This is a genomic window from Nostoc sp. JL34, from assembly GCF_017114945.1.
GTDB lineage: Bacteria > Cyanobacteriota > Cyanobacteriia > Cyanobacteriales > Nostocaceae > Nostoc.
The window spans coordinates 1-14,339 of sequence record NZ_JABXKQ010000133.1 but is presented as its reverse complement, the minus strand read 5'-3'; the positions used below and the strand labels follow the sequence as shown (position 1 = coordinate 14,339).

The 14,339-nt window shown below is 39.8% G+C and carries 15 protein-coding genes; 4 read left to right on the top strand and 11 right to left on the bottom strand.

The features are described from left to right. Positions 1-188 precede the first annotated feature (188 nt). Positions 189-593, top strand: coding sequence for a hypothetical protein (locus HWQ44_RS23880; protein ID WP_292723931.1), 405 nt, complete (start codon positions 189-191; stop codon positions 591-593). A gap of 183 nt (positions 594-776) precedes the next feature. Here HWQ44_RS23880 and HWQ44_RS23875 read toward each other — a convergent pair whose 3' ends face one another. From HWQ44_RS23875 to HWQ44_RS23865, 3 genes are all read right to left on the bottom strand, one after another. Then, positions 777-968, bottom strand: a complete 192-nt coding sequence (locus HWQ44_RS23875) for a hypothetical protein (protein ID WP_292723928.1) — start codon at positions 966-968, stop codon at positions 777-779. A 474-nt stretch (positions 969-1,442) separates the two neighbouring features. Continuing rightward, a complete protein-coding gene (locus tag HWQ44_RS23870; RefSeq protein ID WP_292723926.1) occupies positions 1,443-2,987 on the bottom strand; it encodes a hypothetical protein in 1,545 nt (514 codons plus the stop codon). Between the two features lie 126 nt (positions 2,988-3,113). Further along, positions 3,114-3,716: a DUF3318 domain-containing protein gene (locus HWQ44_RS23865; RefSeq protein WP_292723923.1), complete on the bottom strand. Its 603-nt coding sequence runs from the start codon at positions 3,714-3,716 to the stop codon at positions 3,114-3,116. Between the two features lie 232 nt (positions 3,717-3,948). Here HWQ44_RS23865 and HWQ44_RS23860 point away from each other — a divergent pair, with 232 nt between their 5' ends. Further along, positions 3,949-4,209, top strand: a complete 261-nt coding sequence (locus HWQ44_RS23860; protein WP_292723920.1) for a hypothetical protein — start codon at positions 3,949-3,951, stop codon at positions 4,207-4,209. A 72-nt stretch (positions 4,210-4,281) separates the two neighbouring features. On the opposite strand, the gene HWQ44_RS23855 is transcribed toward HWQ44_RS23860, so the two are convergent. From HWQ44_RS23855 to HWQ44_RS23835, 5 genes are all read right to left on the bottom strand, one after another. Beyond that, complete coding sequence (locus HWQ44_RS23855) at positions 4,282-5,961, bottom strand: iron uptake porin (protein WP_292723917.1); 1,680 nt, start codon at positions 5,959-5,961, stop codon at positions 4,282-4,284. A 131-nt stretch (positions 5,962-6,092) separates the two neighbouring features. Beyond that, positions 6,093-6,722, bottom strand: a complete 630-nt coding sequence (locus HWQ44_RS23850; RefSeq protein ID WP_292723914.1) for a Crp/Fnr family transcriptional regulator — start codon at positions 6,720-6,722, stop codon at positions 6,093-6,095. A gap of 402 nt (positions 6,723-7,124) precedes the next feature. Then, entirely contained in the window at positions 7,125-7,793 is a 669-nt protein-coding gene (gene phoU / locus HWQ44_RS23845) for a phosphate signaling complex protein PhoU (protein WP_292723910.1), read from the bottom strand. Between the two features lie 28 nt (positions 7,794-7,821). Then, complete coding sequence (locus HWQ44_RS23840; RefSeq protein WP_292723907.1) at positions 7,822-9,147, bottom strand: ATP-binding protein; 1,326 nt, start codon at positions 9,145-9,147, stop codon at positions 7,822-7,824. 53 nt (positions 9,148-9,200) lie between these two features. Continuing rightward, positions 9,201-9,953 carry a response regulator transcription factor gene (locus HWQ44_RS23835; protein WP_292723904.1) on the bottom strand — a complete coding sequence of 251 codons (753 nt, stop codon included), beginning with the start codon at positions 9,951-9,953 and terminating at the stop codon, positions 9,201-9,203. Between the two features lie 451 nt (positions 9,954-10,404). Here HWQ44_RS23835 and HWQ44_RS23830 point away from each other — a divergent pair, with 451 nt between their 5' ends. Further along, positions 10,405-11,388: a hypothetical protein gene (locus HWQ44_RS23830; RefSeq protein WP_292723902.1), complete on the top strand. Its 984-nt coding sequence runs from the start codon at positions 10,405-10,407 to the stop codon at positions 11,386-11,388. Between the two features lie 53 nt (positions 11,389-11,441). Beyond that, positions 11,442-12,521 (top strand): hypothetical protein, encoded by a 1,080-nt coding sequence (locus HWQ44_RS23825; protein ID WP_292723899.1) that lies wholly within the window; start codon positions 11,442-11,444, stop codon positions 12,519-12,521. Between the two features lie 366 nt (positions 12,522-12,887). Here HWQ44_RS23825 and HWQ44_RS23820 read toward each other — a convergent pair whose 3' ends face one another. From HWQ44_RS23820 to HWQ44_RS23810, 3 genes are all read right to left on the bottom strand, one after another. After that, entirely contained in the window at positions 12,888-13,022 is a 135-nt protein-coding gene (locus HWQ44_RS23820; RefSeq protein ID WP_292723897.1) for a hypothetical protein, read from the bottom strand. 20 nt (positions 13,023-13,042) lie between these two features. Beyond that, a complete protein-coding gene (locus HWQ44_RS23815) occupies positions 13,043-13,309 on the bottom strand; it encodes a hypothetical protein (RefSeq protein ID WP_292723894.1) in 267 nt (88 codons plus the stop codon). 262 nt (positions 13,310-13,571) lie between these two features. Further along, on the bottom strand, positions 13,572-14,303 hold the full coding sequence (locus HWQ44_RS23810) for an ATP-binding protein (protein WP_334727107.1): 732 nt from the start codon (positions 14,301-14,303) through the stop codon (positions 13,572-13,574). Between the last annotated feature and the right edge of the window lie 36 nt (positions 14,304-14,339).

Below are 14,339 nucleotides of genomic sequence, written 5' to 3'. Positions count from 1 at the left end.
AGGCCTTCTCTGGACTGAATCTATATTCATGCTTTCAGTAGATGCAGTTATGACTTTGCAAATGCGACTATATATCTGTACTCGAACAATAAATAGTTGCTATTGTTCAGATAAAAAACCTAGACTTTATCCTAATATAGTAACTTTGGTTTCTAGCCAATTGTTTGATGTTTTGAGAAGGTAACACAATGAATAAAATCCTAAAACGCACACTTCTACCCAGCCTTATGGCTGCAAGTTTAGCTGGTGTCACCATAATTCCAGCAAAGCCCGCTGCTGCTGATGACCAAGTACTAAGAGATGCAGGTATTGGGGCTGTTACTAATGTTGTAACCGGAGCAGTTAGGGGAAATGGTAGTGTATTAGGCAATGCTGTTAAGGGTGGTGTCACTGGCGCAGCTGTTAATGGTGCAAATGGTTTGAGAAACACTCGTAATCGCCGTCACCGGAACATTGGTCAAGATGTAGGAGTCGGTGCAGGAGCTAGCGCAGTTACTGGCGTAGTTACTGGCGATAGCAGAGATACCCTTGGCAATGCTGTCGATGGGGCAGCTGTAGGTGCAGCAATTCATCTATTAACCAATGGTAAATAATTTATAAATTCATCAGCTGAATACTTTCCAACGGTTGAACTTATCCCTCCCTAGTTCCTCTCCTTCCTGAAAGGAGCAAACCCAACCTCGCTTCCCTAGTAGGGAAGCGAGGTTGGTAGGTTTTATCTATTTGAGATATATGCCATCGTCAGCAGCAGGTGACGTTAGACTTAATAGTAAACTCTAGCCCTTCAACGCCTTTCTAAAGTTTCGACGATAGGATGGATTTGTAATAAACAAAGCTGGCCATAGCAAAGATAAACCAATGCGATTGGTCAAAGTTGGATTAAAATTAGTCCGCCCAAACCCATTCCAAAACTTCCAAACGCCGCCTCCGTAAACCACTACCAAGGCAAAAATAATCAAATTACCCATTCCTATCAACTCCGTTAGTAACTGACAGAATTTAAGTTAAGTTTTACCACACGAGGTAAGCACTTTATAACCCAACAACGAGAAGTATGACTAAACTCCTCATTCTCGTACATCTAAGTTAGTGAAACACACATTCTCTTATTCCAGTGTAGATTAGCCTCACGCATCCCAGCTAGTTATCAGTAGTGGCAAGCTAGTCAAAGGGTACAAAAGTGTTATTTTTGGGGTGTTTTGGCGACACATTTTGCTTGTATAACAATTAACCCCTTAGTTTCTAAGACAGAACAGCGCTGTAAAATGGCTAAGAAAGCAGAATTAGTTACTGGCTGTAGCTTTAACGAAATATCTTTTATTATAGATAGCCACTGGACAAATCAAGGATTTATGGCGATACATTAAGATATAAAGGTTGATTACTCCAGTACAAAAAAGTCTATTCTAGATTGAACCACAAAGTTCTCTGGCGCATTATCCTTATGCTTCATCTACCCAATAAAGATAATATCGTTCACTATCTACCCAGCCTCTCTGAAAATCTTTGATGGGAACAATTTTCAAATCATTGCGGTTGACATTGAGTTTTTTATTTAAAATCAGCAAAATTTTATTTCGCTCATCTTGATTTTCAAGTAGAGAATTAATCTGGCTTAATATCTCAGCTTGTTCCACTTCTTGACGACCTTTTTTAAATAAAGTAAAGCTTCCCATTTTTTTAAGCTCTGGATAGTAAAACTTTCGATTGAGATAACCCGATAAAGGAGCCATAGTCGCATCTCGACTGGCCACAATAAACTCATTATCTAACCCAGATTTTTGAATATATTGGGCTGTTTCGCGACTGGCAGAAAATGGTACAACTAAATCTCTTGAAAAACTATAAATACCTCCGCCAAACTGCACATAAAGAATGAGCATCAAAGTAATATGATGCCATTTTTGAACAAATTTAATTGAATGTGGACGAATAGAAAATTTATTGAGTAAAACTAGAGATTTTTGATAATAACTTCCTAGCCATAAAGCCGCTATCAGAACTAAATAGAAATGCCCAAAATGCCGTGGCATACCTATAAATCTAAAGTATGTAAAAGCAAATATTACACAATTACCTATCATATAGAAGAAGAAAGTAACTGGCTTTTCAGATAATTTAATTAAGGTTAAAATTACAATAAATAAAGCAATTGCTGCACAAACCATTAAATCTAGCCATCTCTTATGTGCAGGAATAATTAATAAATAACTACCAAATACTCTTCCTATGCTTCTCAACAGATGACGAATATCTAATTCTATTAGCCAACCATTATTTAACCCACCATGAAGATAACTATCTGTAGGAGGAGTAATAATATAAATAGATAAAATAAAAGAAAATGTGATAATTACAATACTTAAAAATAAGTCGTATTTTTGGCTTTGACTAAAATACTGCTGCCGATGTTCATTGTCAAAACAAAATTCAGCTAGCAAAGTCAATAATAAAGAAAATGATACCAATAAACCATAAGCACTACTGTTTGCTAGTAAACCCAATAAAATTGCCAAATAAGCATAAGTTATTTTTCTAGATGCAAATACTGTACAGAATGCAAAAATAAATAACATACTAAAGGCATAGTTTCTAGAAATTAAAAGATATTCGTAAAAAGGAAAGAAACCAAAAGAAAATAGAAACTTTTGTTGATAGTTAAAAGGGCTATATAGGCAAAAGAATGTAACTGAAACAACAGTAATTGCCAAATGAAAAATTTGCATAATAATAGGATTGTCGACTATTTTTCTCAGAATTGACAGAGAAAAATACCACAGAACAGGATGACCTTCATAATGAATATTTGCAATTAAATCTCCCAATGATTTACTATCTCTAACAATAAGCCAGGGATTGAGTTCATCTCGCCACATGGAATGATTGAGAATACCTATTAAACCAAGAACAGAAAAAATAATGATAATCAACCAAGGAGAATTCAAAGGTAACTTTGAAGTGTATTTGATAATTTTTTCGTTTAACATTGTTAGTTAAGAAGGGAATCTATTTGCATCAGAAAGATTGCTGTAAATGCTACCACCATCACATATTCTTATAATTCTCTAACTATTGAGACGGATGGATCCTGAATTCTGAATTCTTGCTCATTTCTACTGATAATTTTCTGGCATACCTACTGGTGATAAACCCGCGATCGCTCGTAAGTTTTGGCAACGAATCAATTCAGTAAAATTTAAACTAGAACGCTCTTCAATTTTGGCTACCGCTTCAATTGCAGATAACAGGTGTTGCGCTGCTTCCGCTTCTGAATAACCGCGCCGCAATGCTATACGAATTGCTGCTGTATCGGCATTTAACTCTGACTCTTGAGATTTATTAGTGCCCCAGATCCGAAAAGCAGCGATCGCACTTAATCCCCCAGCTACAGTTACGCCCACCACATCTGACTGTGTTGCTTCCAATAATCCGCCTAACAGCCCGGCCAGCACCACACCTTGATAAATGTCGGGTTTAAACCACTTCACGCCTGTCAACCAGCTAACCATTTGCAACAGTAGCAAGTCTCGTTGCGGTTTTGTCAAGCGACGCCACAAATCAAAATTAATATATATCGGTCGCGCCTGATTCCAGGGTTGGGGAAAAGAGGCGTCAATCACTTTTGCCTGCTCTGGCTTACTAACGATTTTTGTGGTCATCCGACCAGAAGCAGGCATCACATCTAACAAACGGCGAATTTCAACATTTGGCTCCATAAATTTAATTATTAGCCATAATGTGCATCGCAACTAGGTGTGTAAAAAATAAACTTTTCGTGTTAACCTTTGATTTGTGAGATGCTCTGACAGTCTTGAATAAATTCAGATCAAGCCATAAAAATATTGATTCAGCAGTTTGATAGTGTGGCGGAATTTTATAGTATTCGTTTGCCGCCAAATTCAAAACCTCAAAGTTTTGGATCACCATTAAGACTACACTTGTAACTACATGGATGCTTTTGCTCCCCTCCCACCTGAATGGACGAATAAGGCAACACATGCCTATGAGTTTTGCTGTCCTAACTGCCACTCAACTAGTCTAGAAGCTGAAAAAGTTTGGCTAAATCGGCGATCGCCTGTACTTACAGAAGACCGTCGTCGCAAATGGCAAGAGTTCTACTACTGTCACTGTGGTTCTGTGTGGTGGGCTTGGAGTAGCGATCGCCCCCCAAAAGATATATCCAATCAGCCAGATTATCATCCTACATAGCCAATTTTCTTCCTAAGCAAAACCCCACTTTTAGGTGGGGTTTTGTTTATCTAATTCTGAGCTTTGCCAATTTTAGAAGGTGAAGGTAGTACGTAGAGTACCTACGTATTCAGTGTCGTTAGCGTCGTTGTGCTCTGGATTAAAGATTACCAACAAGCCAGGTGTTACCTGAATATTATCGGAAACCTTGTACTTGTAAAGACCCTCTAAGTGATAAGAGGTACTGTCGTCGAAGGTAGTATTGCCGGCGACATTTTTGATGCTACCACCAGTAACTTTGGGTGGTTGACCAAAGATCACACCTAAAACGTTGCCTTCGCCACCAAAGTCTTTCAAAGCAAGCGATCCAGCCCAGTACCAAACATCTGCATCTGCACCCGCATTAGCGCCAGTAATAGCATCAGCAGTTGTATAACCCCCCCAACCACTAATAGCCAAGGTAGAGCCAAGTTGCAAGGTAGCTTCTATACCGTAGTTATTAGATTCAGTGCGAGTCCCAGCCCCAAAGGGATTATTGGCAAAAGCGCTACCTGTACCTTGGAAGAGACTGTTAGCTGCATTGCCAGCGAAGTAACTACGGGCGTAGGTTAGACCAATATTGAAGGCTTTGCTGGGTTTGAAAGTTAATTGACCGAAGATGGTGTTATCACCATCGAACAGCCCATTATTAAGACCGGGATTATTAGCACCAAAGATATTACCAGTACCACTTGAAGGTGCTAAATAAGCACCAGTCAAACTGATAGCTTTGTTAGGATTGAAAGTAACAGTCAAAGCAGCAGAGTTTTGACCTTGACGGTAAATGGGGCTAAAACGCCCATAGCGAGAGAGCGCACCTCTACCAGAGCTTGCAAAGTCAGGATTGAAGGTGTTTACGTTTTCGTATAATTCACCACCGCTGGCATCAACTTTGACACGCACCGCGTCAGAAAAGTTGAAAGCATAGTTGATTTTATCAATCACAACCGAGTTGCCGTTATCTCCATCAAAACCCAAGCGGGTCATGTTAGTACCAGTACCGGTTGCAACACCACCAACAACGCTACCAACATTAGAAACGGTATTGTTAGCATTCAAACGGATTTGCAACTGGTCTGTACCAGTGAAACTGCTGTACAAGTTCAAACGAACGCGATCGCTAAAAGTGGTGTTAGAATTCAAGTCTTGAGTAGGATTACCACCAGGAACTGCTCTAGCGTCACCAAAAACATCAGACACGGCGAAAATTGCTTCTCCAACCAACTTGGTGGTAGTGGAGAACTGATTAGCTTCCAATTCAGAAGTGCGGGCTTCTAGTCCATCTACACGGCCGCGCAGGGTTGCTAGTTCAGCAGAAAATTCTTCTTGTAAGCGTTGTAAGGTAGCTAGGTCTTGTTTAGTGACCAAATCGGCTGTAGCTGTGGCGATTAGTTCGTTAACCCGATCTAAACAGGCATTCAAACCTGCGGCAAATTCATAACGGGTCAAAGCACGGTTCCCACGATAGGTACTGTTAGGATAACCGGCAATACAGCCGTAGCGCTCAACCAGGGATTGCAAAGCTTGGAATGCCCAATCCGTAGGCTGCACATCCGAAAATTGCGAAACTGATGTTACCTGACTCATGTCATTAGACTCTTGAGTTTCAGATAACTGAGCAACATTTGTTACTTGTTCATTGACTTCAGCAGCTAAGGCGCTATTCGCAACGAAAAATGTAGCAGCTAAAACAACCGGACTAACCTTAAAAAGATTCCAGAATCGTTTTGTCATGTTTTTACTCTCACTCACACCTACATAATCCAGTCATGATAAAATGCTTGGAACACTTTATCGTCGGGGATTCTACACACAATCACAGTGATGATTATACCTTTATCTTGTGATTATTACAAGCAAGTCAGTTAGCATATTGCTGAACTATAATTTTTAATTAATTTATTTGGTAAGCACAAAATAATGCGGCGTTTTTGACGTAAAACTGTTCCTTCTTCCTCCAACTTTTGTAGGAGTCTGGTAACTGTCACTCGCGTAGTATTTAAAACTTCAGCAATATCTTGATGGGTAACATTTAAATCAATTAGCTTGCCCTTATCTACATCACGTCCAAACTTTTCACTTAACCACACCAAAAATTGCCATAAGCGTAGCGAAATTGGTTTTCGATGCACAATACTTAGTAGATCCTCTGCCTGTTGAATGTGAGACAACAAAGCATTAATATCTTGATGCCACAGATGAGGTGGCACAATGCTTACTTCCACGCCAGTGAGGCATTCAATCTGGTAGGGCTTAACCCTAGACAAAGGATAGCCAATCAGATCCCCTAGTCCCCAATAACCAAGAGTGATGAATGTTCCATCTTCACTCCACGTTAATGTCCGAACTGCACCGTGTTCAATACGCCAAAGTACGTCATTTTGGGGTGGAATTACTTCGCGACGGGTAAATATCTGCTGGGGTAATTGTGCGCTGAAAGCAGAGCTATTTGACACGAGAGAAGGGTTTGAAGTAGGACTTGTGGAATACATCATTAACTGTAACTACATAATTATCAGGGAATCTTGCTATTTACAATGATTAAGAAACTCTAATAATTTGTATTAAAATTTACTTGTATATATGAAAGGACATTCTTTTCAATCAGAGCTAGGGACTAACTCCAAATTTCTGATGGCAACAACTTCTTAGTTAAGGTATCTATCAGTGAGATAGAACCGGAATTTTTTAGTTGTTTATCCATTACTTTAATTGTGCAAGTTTAAGAATAGGTAAAGCTTTTAGTAAAATACTTAGTTAACTTATTTTTAATAATTTGGTATTTTCTGAAGACTAAGTAAGTATGTAGGCGCAAATAATTGATCCCCGACTTCTTGTAGACACCCGTAGGGCGGCTTCCCGGAGAGTAGAAGTCGGGGATCTGGGCAACAGGTCAATTAAGAGCGTTGACCGGTGACAATATATGCTACCCTTTGACCGATATTAGTAGCATGATCTGCCATCCGTTCCAGACAACGAATTGCCAGTGCCAGCAGTATAATTGGCTCGACTACACCAGGCACATCCCGTTGTTGGGCTAAAGTCTGATAAACGCGATCGTAGGCATCGTCTACAGTATCATCCAGATGCTTTAAACGGCGTCCACCAGCTTCATCGAAATCTCCCAAAGCCTTTAAGCTAGTTGCTAGCATTGCTTGGGCGTGAAGGGACATAGCTTCAATGTCGGGCATTGACGGGTGAGGCGCATAAGGAAAAATTTTAATCGCAATCTCAGCTAAATCCTCAGCATAATCGCCAATACGCTCTAAGTCTCGCACCAATTGCATAAAGGCACTTAAGCAGCGCAAATCTGGAGCCGTAGGCGCTTGCAGCGTCATAATCGCCGTACAGTCTGATTCGATTTGACGATAAAAGCGATCAATTTTTTTATCTAATCGGGGAAGTTCTTCAGCTGCTGTTAAGTTACGAGCAAATAACGCTTGGTGGCTGAGGCGAAATGATTGTTCTACCAAAGCACCCATACGTAATACATCCCGTTCTAAGCGCCTAATGGCCCGTGCGAGTTGTGGTCTTTGAGGATTGGGAGTATAATCGACAGCTTTCACACTTGTTGTCTCAAACGTGAAGATATTACTAACTATAGTCTTGGCTTAGGGAGTTTGCCATAACTTCAGGAAATTGGAGTTGCATCCACGCACCACCAGTTTCTGGATGATTCATCGCTTTAATTGAACCACCGTGGGCGATCAGAATTTGCTCAACGATCGCTAAACCTAAACCATTCCCAACGATCGCTCCTATAGAGTTACTATCTTGGGGGGAATGGGTTCGCGCTTTATCTCCTCGATAAAATCGCTCAAAAACGTGGGGTAAATCGCCCTCAGAAAACCCAACTCCAGAATCAATCAGATTTATTTCCAAGATTGGGGAAGCAGTATCGCCCCCATTATTATTCGTCGATCGGATTTTTGCTTGGACGTGAATGCTTGTACCAGGAAGACTGTACTTAATGCTGTTGTCTAGCAAGTTAAGAAAAACTTGGTAAATACGGGCTTGATCTGCCTTAATCCAAAGATTTTCTGGGCCAGAATAAGAAAAAGACAGATGTTGGCGCCCTGCCAAGGGTTCTAGTGTTTCCCAAACAGATGTAATGAGCGATCGCAATTCTACAGCTTTGGCTTGCAATTGCATATTTGGGTTTGCTTCCATTTGGGTGAGGTCTAGCCAACTTTGCACTAAGTTAATCAGCCGATCAACTTCTTGCATTAGGCGGTTAACCCAGCGATTTAGAGGTGGTTCCAAGCGGGTTTGTAAAGTTTCCGCAACCAAGCGAATCGAAGTCAGTGGTGTTCTGAGTTCATGCGCTAGATCAGAAAAAGAGCGATCGCGTACTTGATTTATATCTAATAGGGGTTGACGATTTTCTAAAAATACTCCCACTTGTCCATTGGGTAAAGGCAAGCTAGATGCCCGCAAAGCCAGAGATTTGATTGTTGCCATCTCTGCTGCATCATCACAAGATGGATGAAATATCCATTCACCCATCTGGGGTTTTTGCCAATCACGAGTTTGCTCAATTAAATGGTCAAGTTCATAAGACCGTACCAACTCCAGTAACAAGCGAACCTGTTCTGGTTGCCACCTTTGCAGATACAAAATTTCCTGCGCCTGCCGATTACACCACAGCAGTTGATTTTCTTCATCTACCTGCAAATATCCCACTGGTGCAAAATCAAGTAGGTCTTGGTAGGTTTGCAACGACTGCTGCAAATCTTGCCGCTGCTGTTTCACCATCGCTATTTCCTGCCGTAACCCAGGAATCAGTAGCAGTCCCATCTTATAAGAATGGGAGGTTAATGGTCGGAGTAAGCGCCCCAGGTAGCGGTTAAGTTGAACCTGTTGCCAAACCCAAAACCCAATGCCTACCGCTAAACCCAGAAAAAATCCCAATAAAAGCATTTGAGTTGTTAGTTTTTTGGTGACTACTAAAAACTAACAACTATCGAAACTAATTATCCAAACCTATAGCCAAAACCTCTTACAGTCACAATATATTCGGGGTGGCTGGGGTCTTGCTCTAATTTTTCCCGCAACCATCGAATGTGAACATCTACAGTTTTACTATCACCGACGAAATCCGGCCCCCAAACCTGATCGAGTAATTGTTCCCGTGACCATACGCGGCGGGCGTAACTCATAAACAGTTCCAGCAAGCGGAACTCTTTCGGGGAAAGACTCACCTCTTGACCACGAACCAGCACGCGACATTCCTGGGGATTCAAGGTAACATCCTTAAATTTTAATACAGGTATTTGGGGTAAATTACTTAGGCGTTGGCGGCGGAGTAAAGCGCGACAACGAGCCACTAACTCGCGCATACTAAAGGGTTTGGTCAGGTAGTCATCTGCACCCACCTCTAACCCCAAAACCCGGTCAGTTTCACTACCCTTAGCACTGAGCATTAAAATAGGTACTGGGTTACCTTGATGACGCAGTAAACGGCAAATATCTAGCCCATTAATTTGCGGCAGCATCAAATCAAGAATGATCAGATCAAAGGGGGGTTCCCCAGAATTGGTTTCAAAACTTTTGAGATACTCTATAGCAGATCGCCCATCGGGCGCAGTTATCACCCCGTAACCTTCTTCTTCCAGAGCTACAGCTAGCATTTCCTGGATTAATTCTTCATCTTCGACTACTAGAATACGGCTGGTTTGTCCAATTTCCGTTCTGGCAGAATATTTGGTCGATTCACTGGTATACATTGATATCACAAAAGTCTAGGACTGTGCTTGTATCAATTAGGATGATTAAATCTATTATCTCGCTTTACTGTAACCGCGCTTCTACTAGGGTTAATTCTTTTAGATTTTCTTTACAAAAAGTAACACATACCACAGCAGTCTCCTAAATAGGAAATCACTATGGGTGCAAGCTTTTAATAGTTAGGACTTACACGAAGGGTTCTCTTGACAAGAGGAGATTGAGTTAGGTATATTTAATTTAGTACAAAAGTACTATAAAACTATACCTAAAAATACAGAAGGACATATATGTGGAAAATTCGTACCCCACTTAAGTGTCCTATGTTGATCATTTCGGTATTTTCACCGGGTTAAAAATGTTGATTTAAAGGCTACCCTGATGTCTGCATAGGGTAGTCCTTGGTATGGCTTGCTACCCAATAAATCATTGCCTATTGAAGGGAGTTGAAAGATGACTACAGTTGGAGTCAAGGACAGCAAACAACAACTAATGCAAGCATTTCAACAAATTATTATCCAAAGAAAAAAGCTGGAATCTAAAATAGCAACCAAACAAGAGGAAGCGGAAAAGGCAAAAAGTCAAGGAATTCTGCAAGCAGCTTCTGCATATACCGTTGATAGTATTGTCAAAGGTTTAGCTGATTTACAATTGGAGTTTGGCAGTATTCTCAACGGATTATCTGAAAAACTAGCTCAGGAAAATTCCAAGTTAGATGAGTTGAACCGAGCCATAGAAATTGAAACTCAACGCCTACAAGAGCTTCAACAAATCAGAATTGTAGCAGATACGCTAGACATTTTAAGTCAAGAACACCAAGAAAAATTAAAAATTCTTGAACAAGATACTATTAGCAAAAGGGAAGCACTAGAGAAAGAAATTACAATCAGGCGTAAAGAATGGCAAAAAGAGCAAACAGAGTATGAAGAAAAACTTCAAGCATATAATGATTTATTAGCCAAAGATCGTCAGCAGGAACAAGAAGAATCTCAGTATAAGCTAGAAACTACTCGTAAACTAAATACAGACAGCTACGAAGCGATAAAGCGCCAACAACAAAGGGAAATACAAGAAAATTCTCAAAATAAAAATAAAGATTGGGCAGAACGAGAAAAGCTATTTGCTGAACGTCAACCACTCTTTGCAGACTATGAGCAAAAGGTAAGTACATTTCCTAGCGACCTGGAAGAAGCCGTTAAGAAAGCTAGAGAAGAAGCAATTAAAGAAACAAGTCAAAAAGCTAAAATCGAGGCTGATTTATTTGAAAGAGAATGGGAATCTAATAAACAGAGTTATGAACAGAAAATTCAATCTCTGGAAGAAACAATTAAGAAACAGTCTGAGCAAATAGAAGGTATTTCTGCTCAATTGCAAACTGCATTAAAACAAGCACAAGACTTAGCTATGAGAGCTTTTGGTAGTTCTAATTCTAAATAGTTGTGAGTCTATAGCATCTTAATCATTTTGAATTCCTGAAGAGGAGGTTTATTGTGGTGGTAAAAAAACCGACTGATAAGAATACTAAAGTAGAAATTCTTCAGGCGTATGAGGAGTTATCTAAAGAAAAAGCAGCGCTGAAATCAGAACTCGATCAAGTTGCCAAAGAAAACAAGTCTGGAACTAAAGAACAGCCTAAATTAGAACAAAAAACACCTATGAATCAGCTTTCTAGTATCCAACAAAAGATGAATAATACAATTGAAAGCTTGGCGAAGATTCAATTAGGGTTTGGCAGTGCTGCTAATGAATTATCGGAACAGTTAACTACAAAAGCCTCTAAGTTAGAAGAAATTAGGCAAACTTTAGAAGAAGAAATCCAACAATTAACACAGTTGCACAATTTAGAAGTTTCTGATGATATATTGGATACTCTCATCCAAGCCTATGAAGATAATACTAAAGCTTATCAGGAAGAATATAGCCAGCGTTCTGAAGTGTTATTCCAAGAAATATTAGAGCAAAGGAATACTTGGGGAAAAGAACAAGAAGAACAGCAACGGGTGATAAAAGAACGGAATGAAAACTTGAATAAAACTCGACAACGTGATGCGTCAGAATATAAGTATAATTTAGAACTCCAGCGGCAACTGGAAAGCGACGAATACGAGCAAGCGCAGAAAGCACTATATAAACAACTGGAAGAATTACTACAAGAAACAGAAAAACAGTGGGCTGAACGGGAGAAAGCAATTTCTGAGAGAGAAAAGCAATTTGAAGAATTAAAGGCCAAGGTTGAGGCTTTTCCAAAAGATAAAGAAGCAGCCATTAAAAAAGCTACAGAAGAAGGCAAAGGCATCGCCCACTACCAAGCTAAAGTAAAATCAGATTTATATTCAAAAGAAGTGGAAGGGCAAAAGCGGTTTTATGAACAAAGACTGCAATCTCTAGAACAAACTATTACTAATCAAGAAACGCGGATTCAAAATCTATCTAAACAACTGGAATCCGCTCTCAAACAAGTTCAGGATTTGGCAGTTAAAGCTATTGAAGGTAATTCAAATGTTAATTCTTACCAAGCAATCAAAGAAATAGCTTTAGAACAAGCAAAGACTCAAGCGAAAAATAAATAAGCTGATTTATTTTGCATAAAACTTGTAGAGACTTAATTTAAGTTACAGTCTCTACAACAAACTCTAACACTTTTTATTCGGTTTTCTTTGGTTTTTTGATGTCTGGGGGAGGTTGAAGTTTCTTCTTCTTTGTTCCGCTAGCCTGTGTTTGCTTCAATGCTTTATTGGAATTTTGTTCTTCACTGGACATAATACTGTATTTAAAAAATTACTACAATATTTTCTACATTACGGGTATTGTAGATTACGGAAAAATTACAGGAAATATAAGTTTAAATAAAAAAGTTAGTATAGAATACCACCTCTGTAGGAACCTCAACTTTTAACGCAATCAATACAAATCTTAATATATAAATCAGCGATCGCTCAAGAGCGAGCTAATCTGGGACTGAATGGTTTACTATAGGCGCTTTCGCCCCCATATTGTGATAATCCCATCAGCAAACTAAGAGCGATCGCGCTTTTAAGTGCTGGTTGCTGCGATCGCTTTTCATCTATCAAGCGCGATCGCAGTGGGGAGTTTATCCGATTGTTAAATCTGGTTCTTCACAGAAGTTAAATAGGGCTGACTCTGTTTCTGATTCATCTTCAAATACAGCAGAGATATACCATTCACAGGGAGAATCATTCGTATATTCAGACCAAACAATTGTCGATGTTTCACCCGATGGAATCCCTGACTCATTTAAGGTAAATGAAGCCCACTCTTCATCATCGACAGATACCCACAATTCTGTAATTGCCTGTTCGGTTTGATTCGTAACGGTAAACGTGAATAAATCTGACATAAATAGCCTTTTCCCAATAAATATTGTCAGTCACCGATTATACAAATTTTTTTTAGAGCCTGGTGTGGTCTAAACTCTCATAATCTATGCTCAGACTGGCTTTAAAGTCTTTTTAGAGACTTTAAAAGTGTGATTTTTTAATGGCTATATTGTAACAAATAAGCCATACATAGATACATTTCTTGATAAAAGTGAAAGCCCTATTTGCCAAACTTCAGCGTGTCCTACGGGTCTGTACTTCTTTAAATCGGAGTAGTAGCCATTAAGACACTGGAATCTCAATGACAAATTCTGTTCCTTCGCCAAACACAGAATTGCAACTCAATCGCCCATCATGGGTTTCCTCAACAATTTGACGAGTGATCGCTAATCCTAATCCCGTTCCTTTGCCAACCTCTTTAGTTGTAAACAGGTGGTCAAAGATCCGTACCCTAATCTCCTCTGACATCCCCTGACCATTATCTCTGATGTAAATTGTTACCGTGCCCTGGTGAGTGGATACTTTGGTGTGAATCAGTATTTGCTGATGATCGGCTTGCACTTGGGCAAAAGAACGCCCCTGAATGGATGTATCGAAGGCATCAATTGCATTAGCAAAGATGTTCATGAATACTTGATTTAGCTGTCCTAAAAAGCACTTGACAGATGGTAAATTTCCATATTCGGTAATGACTTCGATGGCTGGACGTTTTTCGTTAGCTTTGAGGCGATACTTTAAAATCAATAGGGTACTCTCAATCCCTTCATGGAGATTGCAAGCAACTTTTTCGGCAGTATCGCCTCTGGAGAAGGTGCGGAGACTGGTACTAATGTCTTTAATCCGTTCTGAGGCCACCTTCATCGAACTTACTAGCTTTGGGAAGTCTTCAATCAGAAATTCTAGGTCAATTTTTTCGCTATGCTCAATGACTGCGATCGCTGGAGTGGGATGGTATTGTTTCAGCAGTTGGATATGGGCGAGTAAGTCTTGAGTATCAGGGTTAGCGCGTCTCAAAGCCTATTGACAATAGGACTTGCCTGATATAGCAAT